This window comes from Streptomyces sp. NPDC001068, from assembly GCF_042897315.1.
In the GTDB taxonomy this organism is placed as follows: Bacteria; Actinomycetota; Actinomycetes; order Streptomycetales; family Streptomycetaceae; genus Streptomyces.
On the sequence record NZ_JBIAYD010000001.1, the window covers coordinates 1,228,692 to 1,249,824 of the forward strand.

A 21,133-nucleotide genomic window follows, 5' to 3' on the forward strand; every position below is an offset into this window, starting at 1 on the left:
GTGGACAACTCGGGGACATATCAGCCCACACCGCATCGAACTGCCAGTGGAGTTCCCGTCGGGAGTCCCGCCGGAGCCTCCATCAGAATGGATGTTCGATTTTCGTGTCAAGCGCACCACGCGGCACTCACGTACATCCCCACCGGGACACGGACGGGGCGCGGGAGGCGCGACCGGAGGCGCGGGAGACATGGTCGGCGGCGCGGGAAGCGTGGCCGGGGGCGTGGGAGACGTGCCCGGGGGCGTGGGAGACGTGGACGGGGAGCGTGCGGCACGCCGGGGGGCGGCAGTCGGGAGCTGAACCGGAATACGGCGATCCGCGCCCCCGCGAGCCGCTCACCCGATCGTGAGTTCCTCCGTGCCCGTCTCCCGAGCGCCGCGATCCTCGAGGAGGCGGCCGGTGGTCGGCGCCCCTGTGTGCCGTGGGTGGGAGAGCGCATGACACGTGAGACGGGACGACGTGGCCTGGACGAACAGGCCGTACTGCTCGCGGCGGGACTGGCCGACCTGGCGGTGAGCACGCTCGGCACCGCCGTCGGCACGGTACGGGGACTGCTGCGCCGCTCGGACGCGGGCGCACTGGCGGCGGAGGCCGAGCACGATCTCGCCGCGCGCGGACGCCTGGTCCTGGACCGGTACGCGACCGTGCCCCCGGCCCATCTGGAGATCCTCGCCCGCCACGCCGTCGCCCGGCGGACCGCCGACGATGGCTGAGCGGTGGGATCCGACCGCCTTCAGGACCCGTGTCGACGAGGTGCTGCGCCGGTTCGTCGCCCAGGAGGCCGATCTGTTCGCGGCGATCGATCCGCTCCTGGACCCGGTGGCCGAACAGCTGGAGGCCGCGGTCGCGGACGGCAAACGGCTGCGGGCCGCGTTCTGCTACTGGGGCTGGCGCGCGGTGGGACAGCCGGACAGCGACGCGCTGGTGCGGGCGGCGGCCTCCATGGAGCTGGTGCATGCGGCCGCCGTCGTGCACGACGACCTCATCGACGACAGTCCGCTGCGGCACGGGCGCCCCACGGCCCATGTCGCCCTGCGTTCCGCCGTACCCGCTCGCACGGCCGGCGTCGGCACCGCGGCTCCGGGTGCCGACGGCACCGCGCGGTCGCTGGCGATGCTCGTGGGCGATCTGCTGATGTCGCTGGCCGGGCAGCTGTTCGCGACCTGCGGCCTGCCGGCCGCCTATCTCGCCCGGGGCCGTCCCCTGTGGTCGCTGCTCGCCCGGGAGCTGATCGCGGGCGAGTGCCTGGAGATCCTGCGCACCGGCACCGGTCCGGACACCACGGCCTCGCTGAAGGTGATCCGGTACAAGACCGCCAAGTACACCGTCGAGCAGCCCCTGCTGATCGGCGGCGCGCTGGCGGGTGCCGGCGAGGGGCTGCGGGCGGGGTACTCCGCGTACGGGCTGCCGCTGGGCGAGGCCTTCCAGCTCCGCGACGACCTGCTCGGCCTGTTCGGGGAACCGGAGCACACCGGCAAGGCCAACACCGACGACGTGCGCGGCCGCCGGCCCACCGCGCTGCTGGCGGAGACCTGGCGGCTCGCCCGTGCCGAGGACCGGGAGCGGCTCGGCGCGCTGCTCGGCAGGCACGACCTGGGCGTGGCGGGCCTGGACGCGGTCCGTGAGGTGATGCGCCGGCTCGGGGCGCCGGACCGGATCGAGCACATGATCGGCGCGCGGGTCGCGGAGGCGCTCGACGCCCTCCACCGCCTGGACGTGCCGGCGCCCGCCACCGGCGCCCTGACCGCGCTGGCCCACTCCGCGGCGGTCCGCCTGTCCTGACCCCCCGCACACCACGGCCCGGCGAGGACGACGAGGCCCGTGGAGCCCCCTGCAGACAGGCCCGTGAAGAGCCCCCCATCCCCGCCCCCCCGCAGACAAGGAGCCCCGCCGTGATCCACACCGAGGCATCGTCGGACGTCCTGCGACACGTCGGTGACGAACTCGCCGACGCCACGGTCGCCGCCCTCTTCGAGCGCGGGGAGGTGGGCACGTTCAACACCCTGATGCGCTACGTCTCCACCGCCGGCGCGCCCCTGCCGGACGGGCTGCCCGACGTCGCGCGGGAGTATCTGGAGGCCACCCGGGTGCCGCCCTCGTGGGTGGACTGGGGCGAGATGGAGAAGGCACGGATGTTCTTCATCGACAACAACGTGCACATCGCGACCGCGCTCTCCTTCGCCTCCATGCCGGCCTGCTACGTCGTCCCGCACGTGGCCGGACTGCTGACGGCCACCCATGGTCTCGCCTACCCCTCCAAGCGCATGGCGGAGACCGGACAGTTCACGGTCTACCTGATGCAGCCCGACGCCTTCGAGGCCGGCGGCCGCTTCGTTCCCGCCGCCCAGAAGGTGCGCCTGCTGCACGCCTCCATCCGGTACCACCTCGAGCGCGAGAACCACTGGGACACCGAGGCCCTGGGGACACCGATCTGCCAGGAGGACATGATCGGCGGGCAGATGTTCTTCTCGCTGCTGGTCCTCGACAGCCTGCACCGCCTGGGCGTCCATCTGTCCACGGAAGGCGCGGAGGCGTACTACTACGCGTGGCGGGTGGTCGGCGCCATGCTCGGTGTCGACCAGGAAGCCGTCCCCGAGACCCTCGACGAGGCCCGCGTCTTCCTCGACCTGTACATGGTCCGGCACATGGGTCCCTCCGAGGAGGGCGCCCACCTGACCCGGCAGCTCATCGAGCTCTACGAGGAGGTCGTCCCCGGCACCCTGCTCGACCCGATCGTCTCCGCCCTGGTCCGCCACCTGGTCGGCGACACCTGCGCCGACTGGCTGCGGGTGCCGCGGACCCCGTGGGACACCGTCGTCAAGGCCGTTCCGCACCTGCTCGGCGTCCTGGAGACCATCGAGGACCGCTCCCCGCTGGGCGCGTGGGCCCTGGACCGCCTCGGCCATCTCACCACCGTCCTCGAACTGTCCTCGCTCACCCGTGGCCGCGTCATGCACTACGCCGTCCCCGAACATCTGAGGAAGGACTACGGGGTCCCCGGCACGGTGCCCCGCGCCCGCCGGTGGACCCCGCCGGCCGCCACCGTCTCCTGACCGGCCTACTCCGCACGGTGTACCGCGGGTGTCTCCGGGCGGACGACGACCGCGCGGACGGCCTCCGGGAGGGTGGTCGCATGCCCTCACCCCTGGAAAGTCCGCCCTCCCCGTCAGCTCCGCCGCTCAATCCACCGGCGAGCCGGCCGCGCGGGGGCCGCCCCGTCGAGCGTCTCTGTCAGGCGACCGGGGTGCTGCTCGTCCTCTGCGGCCTGGTGCACCTGGTGGTGTTCGCGGTGGACGGCGGTCCCTGGTACGGCCCGGTCTCCTGGCGCAAGCCGGTCACGTTCGGGCTCTCCTTCGGGCTGACGCTGATCGCGGTCGTCCAGGTCACCTCGTACCTGAGGATCGGGGAGCGGCTGCGGACCGCGCTGCTCGCGGTGTTCGCCGCCGACTGCGTGGTGGAGGTCGGCGGGATCACCCTGCAGGCGTGGCGCCGGGTGCCCTCGCACCTCGACATGGAGACCCCGTTCGACACGGCGGTGTCGATGATGCTCGCGGTGGGCGGCGGAGTGCTGGTGGTGCTGCTCACCGTCTTCGCCGTGGTCTCGTTCCGGCGGCGGCCGGACGGTCCCGTGGGCATGGCGCTCGCCGTCCGCTCCGGGTTCGCGGTCCTGCTCGTGGCGCTGGCCTCGGGAGCCGCGATGATCGCGCGCGGGGTGGTGCTCGTCCGCACCGGGCACCAGCAGGCGGCGTACGACTCCACGGCCCCGCTCAAGCCGCTGCACGCGGTCAGCCTGCACGCGGTGCTGGTACTTCCCGCGCTGGCGTGGCTGCTGTCCCGCACGTCCTGGAGCGAGCGGACCCGGTGGCGGATCGTGGCCGCGGCGGTTGGCTGCTGTGCGGCCGCCGTCGCCGCCGCCGGGGTGTGGGCGGTGCTCACCTACTGAGCGGCCGTGACACCGTGGCGGTACTGAGCAGCCGTGAGCGTGGTGGCCGTCAGGCCGGGCCCTCGCCCGGGTCCTCGGCCGGCCGCTGCCCGATCGTGCGCCACGCGCGCGTGAGCAGCCCGGGACCGGTCTGGCCGCGTCTGGGGCGGCCGTTCACCCGCGGGTCGTCCGTGACGTCGTACCGCTTCACGTAGGCGCCGAGGAACGCCTGGAGGGTGGCGACCGCGGGGATCGCGATCAGGGCGCCGACGGCGCCGAGGAGCGCGGTGCCCGCGATGACCGAGCCGAAGGCGACCGCCGGGTGGATGTCGACGGACTTGGAGGTCAGCTTGGGCTGGAGCATGTAGTTCTCGAACTGCTGGTAGACCACGACGAACACCAGCACCCACACCGCGTACAGGGGGTTGACGGTGAACGCGATCAGCATCGGCAGCGCGCCCGCGAGATAGGTGCCGATGGTGGGGATGAACTGCGAGACCAGGCCCACCCAGACACCGAGCACGGGCGCGTAGGGCACCCCCAGCGCCTCCAGCAGGATGTAGTGGGCGATGCCCGAGATCAGGGCCATCACACCACGCGAGTACAGATAGCCGCCGGTCTTGTCGACGGCGATCTCCCACGCGCGCAGCACCTCGGCCTGGCGGGCGGGCGGCAGGACCGAGCACAGGGTGCGCCGCAGGCGGGGGCCGTCGGCGGCGAAGTAGAAGGCGAACAGGGTGATCGTCAGCAGCTGGAAGAGGCCGCCGAGTACCTGCCCGGAGACGTCCAGCACCCCGGCCGCGCTGTTCTGCGCGTACTTGCGCAGCCAGTCGGAGTGCAGCAGTCCTTCCTGGACGTCGACCCGCTTCACGTCGGTGTGGAAGGTGTGGTTGACCCAGTTGATGACCGAGTCCAGGTAGTCCGGGAAATCCTCGACGATCTTGATGATCTGGCCGGCCAGCATCGAGCCGAGCAGCGTGACGAAGCCCGCGGTGGCGATGGCCAGGCCGAGGAAGACCAGGAAGGTCGCGAGCCCGCGGCGCATGTTCCGGGAGGCCATCCAGCTCACCGCGGGCTCTATGGCGAGCGCCAGGAAGAACGCGATGAGGATGTTGATCAGCAGCCCGGTGAGCTGGTGGAAGGCCCAGCTGCCCAGCTGGAAGGCGGCGATGAGGGCGAGCGCCAGCACCATGGCGCGCGGCAGCCAGCGCGGCATGCGGGCGCCCAGCGGCGCGGCGCCGCCGGCCGGGGGCACGGCGGGGGGCGTCGTGTCGGCCGTGTCGGCCGGGGGCGTGTGCTGGGCGATCCGCCCGTCGTCAGTGGGTGCCACGGTGCAAGTCTCGCCGACGGCACTGACAACGCGTGGCCGGTATCCGGTCTCCGTGCACCTTCAGCGCCTCTCCCCTGGAACGTTCATGACCGCGCAGACCACCCGCCACACTTCCTTGGCCTCCCAGCCGGCGTCCAGCGCCTCGTGCACCGTGCGCTCGCCGAGCTCCGTCATCACGTGATCGCGCGCGAAGGTGTCGGCGTACCCGGAACCGAAGTGTTCCGCCATCCGCTGCCAGAAGACCGTCAACCGCATGACACCAGTATCCCGCCCCTGAGAGTGGGCCCTGCCCGGGACGGCCTGCCGAGACCGCTTTCCGCCCTACGGTCTGACGCATGGCCGAAACCGGAGCTTCCCCACTCCCCCCTACGCCCCCGGCGCACTCCTCGCTCCTGCGCGCCGAGCGGTTCATGTGGCTCACCGCGCGCGTGCTGGAGCAGCGCCTCTTCGCGTACCACTTCCTGAACGGCGGCCCCGATCCCGTGGAGACGGCGCTGGACGCCTACCGCAACGATGACGGCGGGTACGGGTACGCGCTGGAACCCGACCTGCGCGGTCCGGTGAGCCAGCCGCTGCACACCGCGCACGCGCTGGCCGTCCTCGACGCCCTCGGACGCTGCGGCGGGCAGCGGGCGGAGCGGGTGTGCCGCTACCTGACCTCCGTCTCCACCGCGGACGGGGCGCTGCCTGCGATCCATCCGGCCCAGCGCGGTTATCCGGCCGCCCCGTTCGTCCCGGTCACCGACGACCCGCCCAGCGAGCTGCTCGCCACCGGCCCGGTGGTGGGGCTGCTGCACCGCAACGAGGTGTGGCACGCGTGGCTGTTCCGGGCCACCGACTTCTGCTGGGAGGCCGTGGACTCCCTGGAGAAGTCGCACCCGTACGAGGTCGAGGCAGCCGTCGCCTTCCTGGACGCGGTGCCCGACCGCGCCCGCGCGGAGGCGGCCGCCGACCGGCTGGGCCGACTGGTGCGCGAGCACCGGCTGGCCGCGCTGGAACCGGAGCACCTCGACGCGTACCCGGTGGCACCCGGCTACGCCCCGGACGAGCACCACTTCCCGCACGACTTCGCGAGGACCCCGGACTCGCTCGCCCGCGCGTGGTTCACCGACGAGGAGATGGCCCGCTCGCTGGACCACCTCGCCGCCGGGCAGGAGGAGGACGGCGGCTGGCCGATCCGCTGGCTGCGGTGGGCGCCCGCCGCCGCCCTGGAGTCCCGCCCCAGGGTGACGATCGAGGCGCTGCGCACGCTCAGGGCCTACGGCCGTTTCGTGGGGTGACCCGCCGCACGCGTGCTCAGCCCGCGAGGGCCCGCACCGCCGCCGTCACCAGCACGGCCGCGCCGACGACGGCCAGGAAGGGCGCGCGCAGCACCAGCGCGACGGCGGCCGCCCCGAGCCCCGCGGCCCGGGCGTCCAGCACGAGCGTGTGTCCGTCGGCGAACGTCTGCTGAGCCGTGAGGGCGGCGAGCAGGGCCACCGGCAGCAGGGCGGCGAGCCGCCGCACAACCGGCCGCTCCAGGACGTCCGCGGGCACCAGCAGGCCGGCGAGCTTGACGGCGTAGCAGCCGAGGACGGTCGCGGCGATCGCGATCCAGGTGTTCAACGGGTCTCCTCGGAGGTGTCGTCGTCACGGGTGCGGGCGGAGCGGCGGCCGGAGACGTACAGGGCGGCCGGTGCCGCCAGCGCGGCCGCGAGGACCGGCACCCCGGCGGGCAGCACGGGCAGCAGGCCGAGCCCCAGCAGCACCGCGAGGGCGGCGACCGCGCGGTCGGTCGTGGTCTTCAGCATGGGGGCGAGCAGTGCGAGGAAGACGGCGGGTCCGGCCGCGTCCAGACCCCAGGCGTCGGTGTCGCCGACCGCCTTGGCGCCGAGCGCGCCGAGCAGGGTGGTGAGGTTCCACAGCACGTACAGGCTGAGTCCGGTGACGGTGAACCCGATCCGCGCGGCGCGCCGCGTCGGCTGCGCGAGCGTCACCGCGGTGGTCTCGTCGATCACCCACTGGGCGGCCAGCGGCCGCAACGCGCGCGGAAGGGCCAGCACCTGGGACAGCCGCAGCCCGTAGAACGCGTTGCGTATCCCCAGGAAGAAGGCGCCGGCGGCCGCGGTGAGCGGGTTGCCGCCGGCCGCGAGCGCGCCGACGAGCGCGAACTGGGAGGCGCCGGTGAACACCAGGAGGCTGAGCGCGCAGGTCTGGAGCAGGCCGAGGCCGCTGCCCGCCGAGGTCACCCCGAAGGCGAAGCCGGAGAGGCCCACGGCGACGCCGACCCCGAGGGCGTCCCGGACGACGGCGGAGTCCGGTTTCGTCTGTTCTTCGTCACGTATGTCCGCGAGTGCTGTCTGCTCTGCCACGTCCAGGACGCTACGTGCCGCCGTCCCGGGCGTCTTGTACGTTCTTGCGCCGCCCCTGGCGCCCGCCGGATCCGCGCTCGCGCTGGTAGGCGCCCGGCGGGACACCGACGATCCGGGCGAAGTGCCGGTTGAGGTGCGGCTGGTCGGTGAAGCCGACGGCGACGGCCGCCTCGGCGGGTGCCGTGCCCGCGTCGAGCAGCAGCCGGGCGCGGCGCACCCGGGCGTCGGTCAGCCAGGTGTGCGGTGGCATGCCGTAGGCGTCCCGGAAGGCCCGGAGCAGGGCGAAGGGGCTGGTGCCGAGGTCGGTGGCGAGCCGCTCCAGGGTCGGCGGCTCGGTCATCCGTTCCTCCAGCACGGTACGCGCGCGTGCGGCGAGCAGGGTGCCCGCGGTGCGGACCCCGCGCTGCGGCAGCGGACCGCCGTTCGAGCGCAGCAGCCGGGTCACCACGATCCGCAGCAGGGTGTCGGCGGCGAGCGCGTTGCCCTCGTCGGCGGCGCGCAGCACCCGGTGCACCAGGGCGACGCAGTGCGGGTCGTCCAGCATCGGGCTGACGAATCCGGGTGTGCCCCTGATCGTGGTCGTCTCCGCGGCGATGGCCGTCACCAGTTCCGGGGACGGGTAGACCGCCCCGTACCGCCAGCCCTCGGGGACCCCGGCCCGGCCGGTGTGCGTGGTGTCGGGGTTCACGAGCGCGAGCGCCCCGGCTCCGACGGTCACGTCCGAGCCCCGGTGCCGGAAGACCTCGACGCCGTCCACGATCCCGGCGATCACGAAGTGCTCGTGGGTGTGCCGGACGAACGTCTTGCGGACGTACCGGGCACGCAGGAGGTCGACATCGGGCAGCGCCTCGTACCGCCAGTGCCGTGCCCGCTCGTCCGATCCCGTCATGACCCCATTGTCGACCGCGGCGGCCCGTCGGACCGCCCGCGCCCCGACCGCCGCGGCGTTCCGCTGCCCGGCGGGCTCCGCGTCACTTCCCGGCGGGCTCCGCGTCACGGCACCGGCCACCACGCCCGTTCGCGCAGGTCAGACCTCCTTGTCAGTGGCCGGGTGCAGGATGGACCCATGGCGAAATCCGCACATCGAGCCCTCGACGGCTTCTCCCCCGCGACCCGCGGCTGGTTCACGGGGGCGTTTTCCGCGCCCACCGCGGCCCAGGCCGGCGCGTGGCAGGCCATCGGGGCGGGCTCGGACGTGCTGGTGGTCGCCCCGACCGGCTCCGGCAAGACGCTGGCCGCCTTCCTCGCCGCCCTGGACCAGCTGGCCTCGGCCCCGCCTCCGGCCGACCCGAGGAAGCGCTGCCGGGTGCTGTACGTCTCCCCGCTCAAGGCCCTCGCGGTCGACGTCGAGCGGAACCTGCGCAGTCCGCTGACGGGCATCCGCCAGGAGTCCGTGCGCCTCGGCCTGCCCGAGCCGGAGATCAAGGTCGGCATCCGCTCCGGCGACACCCCGGCCGCCGAGCGCCGCGCCCTGTCCACCCGCCCGCCGGACATCCTGATCACCACCCCGGAGTCCCTGTTCCTGATGCTGACGTCGGCCACGCGCGACGCGCTGACCGGCATCGAGACGATGATCCTGGACGAGGTGCACGCGGTCGCCGGCACCAAGCGCGGCGCGCATCTCGCGCTCTCCCTGGAGCGGCTGGACGAGCTGCTGCCGAAGCCGGCCCGCCGCATCGGACTGTCGGCGACGGTCCGCCCGGTGGACGAGGTGGCCCGCTATCTGTCGCCGCGCCGCAAGGCCGAGATCGTCCAGCCGGAGTCCGGCAAGGAGTTCGACCTCTCGGTCGTCGTCCCCGTGGAGGACATGGGCGAGCTGGGCGGCTCCCCGGCCACCGACGCCAAGGACGGCGGGGACCGGCCGTCGATCTGGCCACACGTGGAGGAGCGGATCGCCGACCTGGTCCAGGCCCACCGTTCGACCATCGTCTTCGCCAACTCGCGCCGGCTGGCGGAGCGGCTGTGCAACCGGCTCAACGAGATCGCCTACGAGCGCGTGACCGGCGAGCCGCTGGACGAGCACCACTCCCCGGCCGAGCTGATGGGCGGCTCCGGCGCCGCCCAGGGCGCCCCGCCCGTCATCGCCCGCGCGCACCACGGCTCGGTCTCGAAGGAGCAGCGCGCCCTGGTCGAGGAGGACCTGAAGGCAGGCCGGCTGCCCGCCGTGGTGGCCACCTCCAGCCTGGAGCTGGGCATCGACATGGGCGCGGTGGACCTGGTCGTCCAGGTCGAGTCGCCGCCCTCGGTCGCCTCCGGCCTGCAGCGGGTGGGCCGCGCCGGACACCAGGTGGGCGCGGTCTCCACCGGAGTGGTCTTCCCCAAGTACCGGGGCGACCTGGTGCAGGCGGCCGTGGTGACCGAGCGGATGCGCACCGGCTCCATCGAGTCCCTGAGAGTGCCGGCCAACCCCCTCGACGTGCTGGCGCAGCAACTGGTCGCGATGACCTCGCTGGACACCTGGCAGGTCGACGACCTGCTCGCCATGGTGCGCCGGGCCGCTCCGTTCGCCTCACTCCCGGAGTCGGCGTTCACCGCGGTCCTCGACATGCTCGCCGGCCGCTATCCGTCCGACGCCTTCGCGGAGCTGCGCCCGCGCGTGGTGTGGGACCGGGTCGCGGGCACCGTCACCGGCCGTCCCGGTGCCCAGCGGCTCGCCGTCACCTCCGGCGGCACGATCCCCGACCGCGGCCTCTTCGGGGTCTTCCTGGCAGGCGCCGACCCGAAGAAGGGCGGCGGCCGGGTCGGCGAGCTGGACGAGGAGATGGTGTACGAGTCCCGGGTGGGCGACGTCTTCACCCTGGGCACCAGCTCCTGGCGCATCGAGGACATCACCCGGGACCGCGTCCTGGTCTCCCCCGCGCCCGGGGTGCCGGGCCGGCTGCCCTTCTGGAAGGGCGACCAGCTGGGCCGCCCCCTCGAACTGGGCCGCGCGGTGGGCGCGTTCCTGCGCGAGGTCGGCTCGCTGCCCAAGGACGACGCCCGGCTGCGCCTGCTCGCGGCGGGCCTGGACGCCTGGGCGGTGGACAACGTGCTGTCGTACCTGGACGAACAGCGCGAGGCCTGCGGTCACGTGCCCGACGACCGGACGATCGTCGTGGAGCGCTTCCGCGACGAACTGGGCGACTGGCGGGTCGTCGTCCACTCCCCCTTCGGCGCCCAGGTGCACGCCCCGTGGGCGCTGGCCCTGGGCGCCCGCCTGTCCGAGCGGTACGGCATGGACGCCCAGGTCATGCACGCCGACGACGGCATCGTGCTGCGGCTGCCGGACGCCGACCTGATGGGCCTGGACCTGCTCGACCAGCCTCCCGCCCGGGCCGGTACGGAGTACGACGCGGACCAGGCGCCCGTCGGCGCGGCGGACGTCGCCTTCGACAAGGGCGAGGTCGACCAGATCGTCACCGACCAGGTGGGCGGGTCGGCCCTGTTCGCCTCCCGTTTCCGTGAGTGCGCGGCCCGCGCGCTGCTGCTGCCGCGCCGCAGCCCCGGCAAGCGCACTCCACTGTGGCAGCAGCGCCAGCGTGCCGCCCAACTGCTGCAGGTCGCCAGCGAGTTCGGGTCCTTCCCGATCGTCCTGGAGGCGGTCCGCGAGTGTCTGCAGGACGTCTTCGACGTCCCCGGGCTCGTCGAGCTGATGGGTGACCTGGAGTCCCGCAAGGTCCGGCTGGTCGAGGTCACCACCCCCGAGCCGTCACCGTTCGCCCGCTCGCTCCTGTTCGGGTACGTCGCGCAGTTCCTGTACGAGGGGGATTCCCCGCTCGCCGAGCGGCGCGCGGCCGCGCTCTCCCTGGACTCCCGGCTGCTGGCCGAACTGCTCGGCCAGGCGGAACTGCGCGAACTGCTCGACGCGGAGGTGCTGACCGAGCTGGAGCGCGAACTTCAGTGGCTCACCGAGGAACGCCGGATCAAGGACCCGGAGGGCGTCGCCGACGTGCTGCGGCTGCTCGGGCCGCTCACGGACGCCGAGCTGGCCGAGCGGGGCGCGCAGCCGCGGTGGGCCGAGGAGCTGGCGGCGGCCCGCCGGGCGATCAGGGTCCGGATCTCCGGTGCCGATCACTGGGCGGCGATCGAGGACGCGGGCCGGCTGCGGGACGCCCTCGGCACCGCCCTGCCGGTCGGTGTGCCCGAGGCGTTCACCGAGCCGGTGAAGGATCCGCTCGGCGACCTCCTCGCCCGGTTCGCCCGCACGCACGGCCCGTTCACGTCGGCCACGGCGGCGGCCCGGTTCGGCCTCGGCGTGGCGGTGACCGAGGGCGCGCTGCAGCGGCTGGCCGCGGGCGGGCGGGTGGTGCAGGGCGAGTTCCATCCGGCGGGCATCGGACAGGAATGGTGCGACGCGGCCGTGCTGCGCAGACTGCGTCGCCGTTCCCTCGCCGCGCTCAGGCACGAGCTGGAGCCGGTGGCCCCGGCCGCGCTCGCCCAGTTCCTGCCGCAGTGGCAGCACATCGGCAAGGGGCACGGGCTGCGCGGCATCGACGGGCTGGTGCGCGCCGTCGAGCAGGTGCAGGGCGCGTCGGTCCCGGCGTCGGCCCTGGAGAAGCTGGTCCTGCCGTCCCGGGTGGCCGGGTACACGCCCGCGATGCTGGACGAGCTGACCGCGGCCGGGGAGATCGTGTGGGCCGGCGCGGGCGCCCTGCCGGGCAAGGACGGATGGGTCTCGCTGTACCTGGCGGACGCGGCCCCGCTGCTCCTGCCGGCGCCGCATCCCCTGGAGCTGACGGCTCTCCACCAGTCCGTCCTGGACGCCCTCTCGGGCGGCTACGGTCTGTTCTTCCGTCAGATCGCCGACCAGGTCCGCGCCACCACCCACCCCGACGCCACCGACCCCCAACTGGCCGACGCGGTCTGGGACCTGGCCTGGTCCGGCCGGCTCACCAACGACACGCTGGCTCCGATGCGGGCCCTGCTGGGCTCGGGCCGTACCGCAGGGGCCACCGCGCACCGGGCCAGGCGCACCGTCCCGCGCGGCCGCTACGGCTCCCTGACGGCGGCCGCCCGCACCGCCTCCCGCACCGGCCCGCCGACGGTCGCCGGCCGCTGGTCGCTGCTCCCGCAGCCCGAGCCGGACACCACCGTGCGCGCCCATGCCCTGGCCCGCACGCTGCTCGACCGGCACGGCGTGGTCACCCGGGGAGCGGTCGCGGCGGAGGGTGTGGAGGGCGGCTTCTCGGCGGTGTACCGCATCCTGTCGGCGTTCGAGGAGAGCGGGCAGGCCCGCCGCGGTTACGTCGTCGAGGGGCTCGGCGCGGCCCAGTTCGCGATGGACGGCGCGGTGGACCGGCTGCGTGCGGTGTCCAACGCCCGTGAGCGGGGCGAGAGTCTGCTTGGCACCAGCACGGGCACCGGCACCGGCACCGGCACCGGCACCGGCACCGGCACGAGCGTCGGCACCGGCTTCGGCGGCACGGGCGACCACGGCAACGGCGACCACGGCGAGGGCACCGGCGCCGGTTCGTACCCCGCCGGACCGGACGGCGGGCGCGGCGCCCTCGGCGGGGCCGAGACCCCGCTGGGCCCCTTCGACAGCGCCGACTTCCCCGAGCTCTCCGACCTCGACGCCGACTTCACCTGGCCCCCCGAGCCCCGCACCGCCCCCGGCGACTACGTATCGCCCAGGGATCCCGCCCCGGCCGACCCCTTCGCCGCTCCCGGCTACGGCGGCCCCCGGGGCGGCGGCTCCGCGAACCCCTACGCCTACGGCAACCGCCATGCCCGCACCCACGCCGCCCCCGATCCCAGGGCGGTGGTCCTCGCCGCCGCCGATCCGGCCAACGCCTACGGCGCCGCCCTCCCCTGGCCCGAGCCCCCTACCGGCGCCGGGCACAAGCCGGGCCGCAAGGCGGGCTCCCTGGTCGTCCTGGTCGACGGCGAACTGGCCCTCTACATGGAACGCGGCGGCAAGACCCTGCTGGCCTGGCCCACCGCCCCGGACACGGACGCCGCCGACGACCCCCGGCTGCGCAGCGCCGCCGAGGCCCTCGCGGCCGCCGCCCGTGCCGGCACCCTCGGCACGGTGACGGTGGAGCGCGTCAACGGCGCCACGGCCCTGACCTCGCCGCTGGGCGCCCTGCTGGAAGGCGCGGGCTTCATCGCGACCCCGCGCGGCCTGCGGCTGCGGGCCTGAACCGCCGGGACCAGGACCAGCGGGAACATGACATGACCGCCTGGACCGGGACCGGGACCAGGACCAGGACCAGCGGGACCATGACCACCGCGCCCCCGGTGCGCCGCGCGCGCCGTCACCGCCCCCGGACCGCGCGCCACGCTCCCGTGTCACCCTTGACCCATGCCCGAAGGTGACACGGTCTGGCAGGCCGCGCGGCGCCTGCACGACGCGCTCGCGGGCCGGGTGCTGACCCGCAGCGACTTCCGGGTGCCCAGGTACGCCACCGTCGACCTGACCGGCCGTACCGTGCTCGGCACCGTGCCGCGCGGCAAGCATCTGCTCACCCGGTTCGAGGGCGGCCTGACCCTGCACACGCATCTGCGGATGGAGGGTGCCTGGAAGATCTACCGGAGCGAGGAGCGGTGGAAGGGCGGTCCCGTCCACCAGATCAGGGCCGTCATCGGCACAGCCGACCGCTCGGCCGTCGGCTACCGCCTGCAGGTCCTGGAGTTCCTGCGCACCGACGAGGAGGAGCAGGCGGTCGGCCATCTCGGTCCCGACCTGCTGGGCCCCGACTGGAACCCCGAGCGTGCCCTCGCCAACCTGCTGGCCGACCCCGCCCGCCAACTCGGCGAGGCCCTGCTCGACCAGCGCAACCTGGCCGGTATCGGCAACGTCTACAAGAGCGAGCTGTGCTTCCTGATCGGCGCGACTCCCTGGCTCCCCGTCGGCGCGCTCCCCGCCGACCGTGCCGCGAAACTCCCCGGGCTCGCCCAGCGGGTCCTGGAGGCCAACCGCGAGCGCCCGGTCCGTCGTACCACGGGGCTGCGCGACCAGGACCTGTTCGTCTACGGCCGGGCGCCCCGCCCCTGTCTGCGCTGCGGCACCGCGATCCGGCTGGCCGACCAGGGCGACGGCTCCCGCGAGCGCCCCACCTACTGGTGCCCCGCCTGCCAGACGGGCCCCGCTCCCGCCCCCGGCCGCCGCCGTGCCCCGGGAAGCCGCCCCCGCCCGAATTATTGACGGGTCGTCAGATTCGCTCGTACCGTCCCTTCATGTCCCTCAAGGCGTACGACCTCACCGGACGCACCGCGTTCGTCACCGGGGCCGCCGGCGGTATCGGCAGGGCCTCCGCCGTACTGCTGGCCGAGGCGGGCGCGACGGTACACTGCGCCGACCGTGACGCGGACGGCCTGCACGAGACGGCCGCGCTCATCAAGGACGGCGGCGGCACCGCCCACACCCACACCGTCGACGTCACCGACCGGGCCCGGCTGGGACAGGCGGTCCGGTCCTGCGAGCGGCTGGACGTGATGGCGGCGATCGCCGGGATCATGCACCGCAGCACGGTGCTGGAGACCACGGACGAGGATCTGGACCGGGTGCTGGACGTCAACTTCAAGGGCGTCCTGCACTCCTGCCAGGAGGCGGCCGGCCTGATGCTCGCCCGGCGGACCAGGGGCAGCATCATCACCATGGCGTCCGGCGCGATCGACACCGGAGGCCCCGGCCTGCTCTGCTACGGCGCCGCCAAGGCGGCCGTGGTCCAGCTGACGAAGACCCTCGCGAACGAGGTCGGCCGGCAGGGCATCCGCGTCAACGCGGTCGCGCCGGGCTGGGTCCGCACCCCCATGACCGCGCGCGACGACGGCGAGGAGCAGCGGCAGACGGAGGCGTGGATGGCCCGCATGTCGCCCCTGGGCCGGGTCGGCGAGCCGGCGGACGTCGCCCACACGGTGCTGTATCTGGCCTCCGACGCCTCGTCGTTCACGACGGGTCAGATCCTGCGCCCGAACGGAGGGGTCGCGATGCCCTGGTAGCTCCGGCCGTCCGCCAGGCGGTCCGCCATCGCGCCGGACCCATGGCCCCCGCCGCCCGTGTCCTCGGCACACAGTTCACCGGCAGCAGGCTCAGTCCCCAGCCGCCCGCGGCCACGGTCCCCTCCAGAGCCCCGGCACCGTCGGCGAAGGTGATGCGCAGCACGGCCCACCACCACACCGCCGCGAATCCCAGGGCAACCCCCCAGCGCACTATCCGTCCCACCATGGCCGCCACCACCTCCAGCCGGACGCTAGAACGCCGCCCGGTCCACCGGAAAGGCGCACCGAGGGCTCACCGATGCAACGGCCACGGGCCGGTGCCGGGCCACTGCTACGCGTTCTCCGCCTGGAACATCCAGTGGTGTTTCTCCAGATCGGCCGTGATCCCGATGAAGATGTCCTGGGAGACCGGATCGGGTTCCGCGGTGGCCGTCACCCGCTCCCGCATCCGGGTGATCACCGCGCCCAGCGCGTCCACCAGGGCACTCACCGCGTCGGAGTCCTTGACCCAGCCCGCCGGGGCCGGGGAGATGCCGCTGTCGGCGGCCACCGTGGCGGCCCGCCCGTCCGGTGAGACGCCGAGCGCCGAGGCCCGCTCCGCGACCGTGTCGGAGTGCGTCCGGGCCGTGGCGACGACCTCGTCGAGCTGGAGATGGACGGTCCGGAAGCGGGGTCCGACCACGTTCCAGTGGATCTGCTTGGCGATGAGCGCGAGGTCCACGAGATCGACCAGGGCTCCCTGGAGCGCCTCGGCCACGGTCTTCAGCTCCGCGTCGGACAGCGGGCTCTTCACGACGTACATGCGTCTCTCCGGTCGTTTCGCCCCCTGTCGGTCCCTCCACCATGACCGCACCACCGGACACCGGCAAATGGACGCACCCCGTCGACCGCACGGGACGGGCGCACGGCTCGGCGCACGGTCCGGAGCGCGAACCGGCACACGAAAGCCCCGGCCGGGCCTCCCCCGGGTCTTCCCGGAAGAGCCTCGGCCGGGGCCTCGTACGCTTCTTCGGCGCCGGGTCGGCGCCGCGTCGGTCAAGCCCGCGCAGGCGTCACGCGGCGACCACGTCCACTGCCTCGGCGGGCGCCTTGATGGTCACCCGTTCCGGTGGCACACCGGTCACCGAGACGGTACCCAGCATCGGGCGAACCGGCGTGGGAACGGACTCGGTGGCCTGAGCGGACTGGGCCAGCTCGGCGAGGGCGAGTTCGTCGCTCACTTCCCGCATGAGCTCGGACATCCGTACGTCCAGCGCGTCGCAGATGGCGGAGAGCAGCTCGGAGGAAGCCTCCTTCTGCCCCCGCTCCACCTCGGAGAGATAGCCGAGTGAGACTCGGGCGGACGAGGAGACTTCGCGCAGAGTACGGCCCTGGCGCTGGCGCTGCCGACGCAGCACGTCACCCAGCAGGCGACGGAGCAGAATCATCGGTGGCTCCCTCCTCGGACCGCGTAGCCGCATCCTTCACGCCCCACCGTACCGCCTTGCGCCGCGGCCGTGCGGGGAGCGATGTCGTGTTCACTCAGGGCTGCAAACATCAAAACCCCCCGTTCTGTTCCGTATCCTGTGTCCGCTCATTCCCGGTCTGTTCGCTCACAAGCTCCGTCAGAAGCAGCGCGAGCACGCTCCGTACACTCTCTCTACGAATTTCCGCACGGTCGCCGTTCAACCGCAGGGCCTCCACTTTTCCGCCGGCGGCGGAACCGGCCTCTGCTGCGAACGGACCGTCGACGGCGACGAAGACGGTGCCGACCGGCCGGCCGTCCTGGGGTTCGGGACCGGCGACGCCGGTGGTCGCGACACCCCAGTCGGCGCCCAACGCCTTTCGCACCCCGGCGGCCATCTGGGCCGCGACCTGCGGATCCACCGCACCGTGCTGGGCCAGCAGGGTGGCGTCCACGCCCAGCACCTCGTGCTTGAGCTCGGTGGCGTAGGCGGTGACCGATCCGCGGAACACCTTGGACGCCCCGGGGACTCCGGTGATCTCCGCCGCCACCAGGCCGCCGGTCAGCGACTCGGCGACGGCCAGGGTCTGCCCTCTCACCGTCAGTAGTCGCACCAGTTCGGCGGCGGTGGAACTCACGCGTCTGTCTCCTCCAGGGCCGCCGCGCGCTCGGCGATTCCCTGCCGCCGCAGCACAATGGCCTGTCGTACGTAGTCGAGGCCCGTCAGAACCGTCAGGACGACGGCGGCGGCCATCACCCAGAACCGCAGCGTCGCCAGCCACCCCGTCAGCGCCAGTACGTACATCCCCACGGCGATGCCCTGGGTGAGGGTCTTGAGCTTGCCGCCGCGGCTGGCCGGGATCACGCCGTAGCGGATGACCACGAAACGCAGCAGGGTGATCCCGAGTTCCCGGCCGAGGATCACGATCGTCACCCACCAGGGCAGATCGCCCAGCGAGGAGAGACAGATCAGCGCCGCCCCCATGATCGCCTTGTCGGCGATGGGGTCGGCGATCTTCCCGAAGTCGGTGACCAGGTCGTAGGTGCGCGCCAGGTGGCCGTCGAACAGGTCGGTGATCATGGCGATGGCGAACGCCGCCCACGCGAGCGAGCGCCAGGCCGGGTCGTAGCCGCCACCGGCCAGCATGAGGGCGACGAAGCCGGGGACCAGGACCAGCCGGAGCATGGTCAGCAGGTTGGCGACGTTCCAGAGGCTGGCCTGGTTGACGGCGGCGGCGGCGATCTTCCCGCCGCGCACGGGCCGCTCGCCGTCCCGCCACGCGGAACCGGAGTCCCCGGCACCGGAGCCCGGCGCACCGGCGCTCTCAACACCGGGACTCACGGCGTCGGCGCTCTGCGGGCCGGCGCCCGCGGCACCGGGCTTGTGCGGACCGGACAGATCCGGAGCGGCACCGGAGGTGGCGGCGGAGCCCCGGGCGCCCTGCGCGCCGGAGGAGCCGCCCGCGGCGGACGCCGGCACTCCGGTCATCTGCCGGCCTCCTCACTCCACGCGGGCGAGCCCTGCAGCGGCTCGGCCACCAGGTCCACACCCTCCGTACCGACCACCTTCGCCTCGACGATACGGCCGACACGCAGTCCCGCGCCGTTCGTGAGCAGCACCTGCCCGTCCGTCTCCGGCGCCTGGTGGGCCGCCCGGCCGCGGACACCGTCCTCGTCGTCGACGGACTCCACGAGGACGTGCACGGTCTCGCCGACACGCTCCTCGGCCCGCTGCGAGACGAGTTCCTCGGCGAGCCGGGAGACCCGCGCCAGCCGCTCGGCGACGAGGTCCTCGTCCAGCTTGTTCTCGTAGCCGGCGGCCTCGGTGCCCTCCTCGTCGGAGTACCCGAAGACGCCGATCGCGTCGAGCCGCGCGCCGTTCAGGAAGCGCTCCAGTTCGGCGAGGTCGGACTCGGACTCGCCGGGGAAGCCGACGATGAAGTTGGAGCGGACACCGGCCTGGGGTGCCTTGGACCTGATGGTGTCGAGCAGCTCCAGGAACCGGTCGGTGTCGCCGAAGCGGCGCATGGCCCGCAGCACGCCGGGAGCGGAGTGCTGGAAGGACAGGTCGAAGTACGGCACGACGTTCGGGGTGGAGGTGAGGACGTCGATCAGGCCGGGGCGCATCTCGGCCGGCTGGAGGTAGCTGACGCGTACCCGCTCGATGCCGTCGACCCCGGCCAGCTCCGGCAGCAGGGACTCCAGCAGGCGGATGTCGCCCAGGTCCTTGCCGTAGGAGGTGTTGTTCTCGGAGACCAGCATGACCTCCTTCACCCCCTGTTCGGCCAGCCACCGGGTCTCGTTCAGCACGTCGCTGGGCCGGCGCGAGATGAAGGAGCCCCGGAAGGAGGGGATGGCGCAGAAGGAGCAGCGCCGGTCGCAGCCGGAGGCGAGCTTGACCGAGGCGACCGGGGAGCCGTCCAGCCGGCGGCGCAGGGGCGCGCGCGGGCCGGAGGCGGGCGCGAGGCCCTCGGGCAGGTCGGAGGGGCCGTGCCCGGGCAGTGCCACGGCGGCCGCCGAGTCCTGCCGCTCGGCCGGGCTGATGGGCAGCAGCTTGCGCCGGTCGCGGGGAGTGTGCGAGGCGTGGATGCCGCCGTTGAGGATGGTCTGCAGCCGGTCGGAGATGTCGGCGTAGTCGTCGAAGCCGAGCACGCCGTCCGCCTCGGGCAGCGCCTCGGCGAGTTCCTTGCCGTACCGCTCGGCCATGCAGCCCACCGCCACGACGGCCTGGGTTCTGCCGTGGCCCTTGAGGTCGTTCGCCTCCAGCAGGGCGTCGACGGAGTCCTTCTTGGCGGCCTCGACGAATCCACAGGTGTTGACGACGGCGACGTCCGCTTCCTCGGCGTCCTCGACGAGCTGCCAGCCGTCCGCCTCCAAACGGCCTGCGAGCTCCTCCGAGTCCACCTCGTTACGGGCGCAGCCGAGAGTGACTAGTGCGACGGTACGGCGTTCAGGCATGGGCTCAAGACTACTTCGTCTCACCGACAGCCCACGTCGAAGGGGCTGGCCGATCATGGCCAACCCCTTGGTCACGTGCTGAAACCGAACGCCTATCCGACTTCCGGGTCGCCCTTGGTGTAGGTCAGGCGCTCCACGGCTCCGGGCTGGAACTGGTCCTCGATCTTCTTTCCGTTGACGTAGAGCTGGATGGCTCCCGCGTCGCCGAGGATCAGGTTGATCTTGGTGCTGTCCTGGAAGGTCTTGGACTCGCCCTTCTTCAGCAGCCCGTCGAACAGCATCCGGCCGTTGTGGTCCTTCGCCGAGATCCAGCTGCGTCCGTTCGCCGCGCTGACCTGGACGGTGACCTTGTCCTGGGGGGCGGCCGCGATCGCGCTGTCGGAGGGCTCGGGAGCCTTGCCGGGCTTGCTCTGCTTCGGGGTCGGCTCGGCGGACTTGCCGGTCGTGGGGGTGGCCCCCTCGGCCACCGACTGCTTGGCGTCGTCGCCGTCGCCGCCCTTGAAGGCGGTGAAGCCGACGAAACCGATCACGACGACGATCGCGGCGACCATCGCCGCGGTCCAGTTGGGTCCACGGCGCTCGGGGCGGATACGTTCCGCCTCGAACAGCGGGGCGGCGGGCGTCGGCGCGGGCCGCCCACCACCGTGTTCGGCCGCGAACTGCGCCAGCAGCGGTTCGGGGTCGAGACCGACGGCCTTGGCCAGGGTCCTGATGTGCCCGCGGGCGTAGACGTCGCCGCCACAGGGGGCGAAGTCGTCGGCCTCGATCGCGTGCACGATGACGATACGGACCCGGGTGCTCCCGCTGATCTCGTCGACGGTCAGCCCGGCGGCGATGCGGGCCTGCTTGAGGGCTCGGCCTACGGAGGGGCGGTTTTCCTCGGACACGTCTGGAAACGGACGCTCGTCTTCAGGGGAGTTGCTGCCGATGGACACGGGGGCGCCTTTCGAGCGTGTAGCCACCTGTGCTGGAAGTTCAGTCTATGGGGGGTACGAAAGGGTGGGGCAACCGGGCGGTGGGACTTTGTACGCCATCGGAATGGCCGGGCATCCCGATGACGGGTCAGATGTGCGCCCCAGGGTGGGGTACCCACCTTTCCTCTCGCTCAACTTGACGTTCGTCAAAGGGAAACGGTTGCCCGACGGTCTCTAACGAGTGGATCACGACGTACCTCCACCCGTCCCGCGGGCGCCGAAGCCCTGAG

19 protein-coding genes are annotated in these 21,133 nt (G+C 73.1%); 8 read left to right on the forward strand and 11 right to left on the reverse strand.

Going from position 1 to position 21,133, the window contains the following annotated elements; genetic code table 11:
- Positions 1-438 precede the first annotated feature (438 nt).
- The 4 genes from ACFY3I_RS05235 (at position 439) to ACFY3I_RS05250 (ending at position 3,944) form a co-directional block, all read left to right on the forward strand.
- Complete coding sequence (locus ACFY3I_RS05235; protein WP_365288582.1) at positions 439-714, forward strand: polyprenyl synthetase; 276 nt, start codon at positions 439-441, stop codon at positions 712-714.
- Positions 707-1,783, forward strand: a complete 1,077-nt coding sequence (locus ACFY3I_RS05240; protein WP_390859375.1) for a polyprenyl synthetase family protein — start codon at positions 707-709, stop codon at positions 1,781-1,783. Before ACFY3I_RS05235 ends, ACFY3I_RS05240 begins: the two co-directional genes overlap by 8 nt.
- A gap of 110 nt (positions 1,784-1,893) precedes the next feature.
- Positions 1,894-3,054 carry an oxygenase MpaB family protein gene (locus tag ACFY3I_RS05245; protein ID WP_390859376.1) on the forward strand — a complete coding sequence of 387 codons (1,161 nt, stop codon included), beginning with the start codon at positions 1,894-1,896 and terminating at the stop codon, positions 3,052-3,054.
- Positions 3,055-3,134: 80 nt separating this feature from the next.
- Positions 3,135-3,944 (forward strand): hypothetical protein, encoded by an 810-nt coding sequence (locus ACFY3I_RS05250; RefSeq protein WP_390859377.1) that lies wholly within the window; start codon positions 3,135-3,137, stop codon positions 3,942-3,944.
- Between the two features lie 49 nt (positions 3,945-3,993).
- Here ACFY3I_RS05250 and ACFY3I_RS05255 read toward each other — a convergent pair whose 3' ends face one another.
- Positions 3,994-5,253 (reverse strand): AI-2E family transporter, encoded by a 1,260-nt coding sequence (locus tag ACFY3I_RS05255; RefSeq protein ID WP_390859378.1) that lies wholly within the window; start codon positions 5,251-5,253, stop codon positions 3,994-3,996.
- Between the two features lie 60 nt (positions 5,254-5,313).
- Positions 5,314-5,508, reverse strand: a complete 195-nt coding sequence (locus ACFY3I_RS05260) for a DUF3046 domain-containing protein (protein ID WP_365296404.1) — start codon at positions 5,506-5,508, stop codon at positions 5,314-5,316.
- 80 nt (positions 5,509-5,588) lie between these two features.
- On the opposite strand from ACFY3I_RS05260, the gene ACFY3I_RS05265 reads away from it, so the two are divergent.
- On the forward strand, positions 5,589-6,533 hold the full coding sequence (locus ACFY3I_RS05265) for a hypothetical protein (protein WP_390859379.1): 945 nt from the start codon (positions 5,589-5,591) through the stop codon (positions 6,531-6,533).
- Positions 6,534-6,549: 16 nt separating this feature from the next.
- Here ACFY3I_RS05265 and ACFY3I_RS05270 read toward each other — a convergent pair whose 3' ends face one another.
- The 3 genes from ACFY3I_RS05270 to ACFY3I_RS05280 are packed head-to-tail and all read right to left on the reverse strand — an operon-like array spanning position 6,550 to position 8,493.
- The gene (locus ACFY3I_RS05270) at positions 6,550-6,858 is read right to left on the reverse strand and encodes an AzlD domain-containing protein (RefSeq protein WP_390859380.1); all 309 of its coding nucleotides are present in this window, start codon (positions 6,856-6,858) and stop codon (positions 6,550-6,552) included.
- The gene (locus ACFY3I_RS05275; protein ID WP_365296398.1) at positions 6,855-7,604 is read right to left on the reverse strand and encodes an AzlC family ABC transporter permease; all 750 of its coding nucleotides are present in this window, start codon (positions 7,602-7,604) and stop codon (positions 6,855-6,857) included. Before ACFY3I_RS05275 ends, ACFY3I_RS05270 begins: the two co-directional genes overlap by 4 nt.
- Before the next feature lie 10 nt (positions 7,605-7,614).
- Positions 7,615-8,493 carry an AraC family transcriptional regulator gene (locus tag ACFY3I_RS05280; RefSeq protein ID WP_365296396.1) on the reverse strand — a complete coding sequence of 293 codons (879 nt, stop codon included), beginning with the start codon at positions 8,491-8,493 and terminating at the stop codon, positions 7,615-7,617.
- A 177-nt stretch (positions 8,494-8,670) separates the two neighbouring features.
- Between ACFY3I_RS05280 and ACFY3I_RS05285 the strand changes: the two genes are divergently transcribed.
- The 3 genes from ACFY3I_RS05285 to ACFY3I_RS05295 all read left to right on the forward strand — a co-directional run bounded on the left by ACFY3I_RS05285 (position 8,671) and on the right by ACFY3I_RS05295 (position 15,527).
- Entirely contained in the window at positions 8,671-13,725 is a 5,055-nt protein-coding gene (locus tag ACFY3I_RS05285) for an ATP-dependent helicase (protein WP_390859381.1), read from the forward strand.
- A gap of 162 nt (positions 13,726-13,887) precedes the next feature.
- A complete protein-coding gene (locus tag ACFY3I_RS05290; RefSeq protein ID WP_390859382.1) occupies positions 13,888-14,730 on the forward strand; it encodes an Fpg/Nei family DNA glycosylase in 843 nt (280 codons plus the stop codon).
- A gap of 32 nt (positions 14,731-14,762) precedes the next feature.
- Positions 14,763-15,527 carry an SDR family NAD(P)-dependent oxidoreductase gene (locus ACFY3I_RS05295; RefSeq protein ID WP_390859383.1) on the forward strand — a complete coding sequence of 255 codons (765 nt, stop codon included), beginning with the start codon at positions 14,763-14,765 and terminating at the stop codon, positions 15,525-15,527.
- Between the two features lie 331 nt (positions 15,528-15,858).
- Here the strand turns inward: ACFY3I_RS05295 and ACFY3I_RS05300 are convergent, their stop codons facing one another.
- The 6 genes from ACFY3I_RS05300 to ACFY3I_RS05325 all read right to left on the reverse strand — a co-directional run bounded on the left by ACFY3I_RS05300 (position 15,859) and on the right by ACFY3I_RS05325 (position 20,864).
- Entirely contained in the window at positions 15,859-16,329 is a 471-nt protein-coding gene (locus ACFY3I_RS05300) for a Dps family protein (protein WP_390859384.1), read from the reverse strand.
- 250 nt (positions 16,330-16,579) lie between these two features.
- The gene (locus ACFY3I_RS05305; protein WP_132894382.1) at positions 16,580-16,954 is read right to left on the reverse strand and encodes a helix-turn-helix transcriptional regulator; all 375 of its coding nucleotides are present in this window, start codon (positions 16,952-16,954) and stop codon (positions 16,580-16,582) included.
- 109 nt (positions 16,955-17,063) lie between these two features.
- A complete protein-coding gene (locus ACFY3I_RS05310) occupies positions 17,064-17,609 on the reverse strand; it encodes a CinA family protein (protein WP_390859385.1) in 546 nt (181 codons plus the stop codon).
- Positions 17,606-18,460 carry a CDP-diacylglycerol--glycerol-3-phosphate 3-phosphatidyltransferase gene (pgsA, locus tag ACFY3I_RS05315; RefSeq protein ID WP_390859386.1) on the reverse strand — a complete coding sequence of 285 codons (855 nt, stop codon included), beginning with the start codon at positions 18,458-18,460 and terminating at the stop codon, positions 17,606-17,608. The genes ACFY3I_RS05310 and pgsA overlap by 4 nt, the downstream gene beginning before the upstream one ends.
- A complete protein-coding gene (gene rimO, locus ACFY3I_RS05320) occupies positions 18,457-19,929 on the reverse strand; it encodes a 30S ribosomal protein S12 methylthiotransferase RimO (protein WP_390859387.1) in 1,473 nt (490 codons plus the stop codon). The genes pgsA and rimO overlap by 4 nt, the downstream gene beginning before the upstream one ends.
- A 92-nt stretch (positions 19,930-20,021) precedes the next feature.
- A complete protein-coding gene (locus ACFY3I_RS05325) occupies positions 20,022-20,864 on the reverse strand; it encodes a helix-turn-helix domain-containing protein (RefSeq protein ID WP_365296382.1) in 843 nt (280 codons plus the stop codon).
- Positions 20,865-21,133: the final 269 nt, after the last annotated feature.

Excerpts from the sequence above, each read along its gene's own strand:
- ACFY3I_RS05235 (WP_365288582.1), top strand. The coding sequence starts at position 439 with ATGACACGTGAGACGGGACGACGTGGCCTGGACGAACAGGCCGTACTG.
- ACFY3I_RS05240 (WP_390859375.1), top strand. The coding sequence starts at position 707 with ATGGCTGAGCGGTGGGATCCGACCGCCTTCAGGACCCGTGTCGACGAG.
- ACFY3I_RS05250 (WP_390859377.1), top strand. The coding sequence starts at position 3,135 with ATGCCCTCACCCCTGGAAAGTCCGCCCTCCCCGTCAGCTCCGCCGCTC.
- ACFY3I_RS05260 (WP_365296404.1), bottom strand. The coding sequence starts at position 5,508 with ATGCGGTTGACGGTCTTCTGGCAGCGGATGGCGGAACACTTCGGTTCC.
- ACFY3I_RS05265 (WP_390859379.1), top strand. The coding sequence starts at position 5,589 with ATGGCCGAAACCGGAGCTTCCCCACTCCCCCCTACGCCCCCGGCGCAC.
- ACFY3I_RS05280 (WP_365296396.1), bottom strand. The coding sequence starts at position 8,493 with ATGACGGGATCGGACGAGCGGGCACGGCACTGGCGGTACGAGGCGCTG.
- ACFY3I_RS05285 (WP_390859381.1), top strand. The coding sequence starts at position 8,671 with ATGGCGAAATCCGCACATCGAGCCCTCGACGGCTTCTCCCCCGCGACC.
- ACFY3I_RS05290 (WP_390859382.1), top strand. The coding sequence starts at position 13,888 with ATGCCCGAAGGTGACACGGTCTGGCAGGCCGCGCGGCGCCTGCACGAC.
- ACFY3I_RS05295 (WP_390859383.1), top strand. The coding sequence starts at position 14,763 with ATGTCCCTCAAGGCGTACGACCTCACCGGACGCACCGCGTTCGTCACC.
- ACFY3I_RS05300 (WP_390859384.1), bottom strand. The coding sequence starts at position 16,329 with ATGTACGTCGTGAAGAGCCCGCTGTCCGACGCGGAGCTGAAGACCGTG.
- ACFY3I_RS05305 (WP_132894382.1), bottom strand. The coding sequence starts at position 16,954 with ATGATTCTGCTCCGTCGCCTGCTGGGTGACGTGCTGCGTCGGCAGCGC.
- pgsA (WP_390859386.1), bottom strand. The coding sequence starts at position 18,460 with ATGACCGGAGTGCCGGCGTCCGCCGCGGGCGGCTCCTCCGGCGCGCAG.
- rimO (WP_390859387.1), bottom strand. The coding sequence starts at position 19,929 with ATGCCTGAACGCCGTACCGTCGCACTAGTCACTCTCGGCTGCGCCCGT.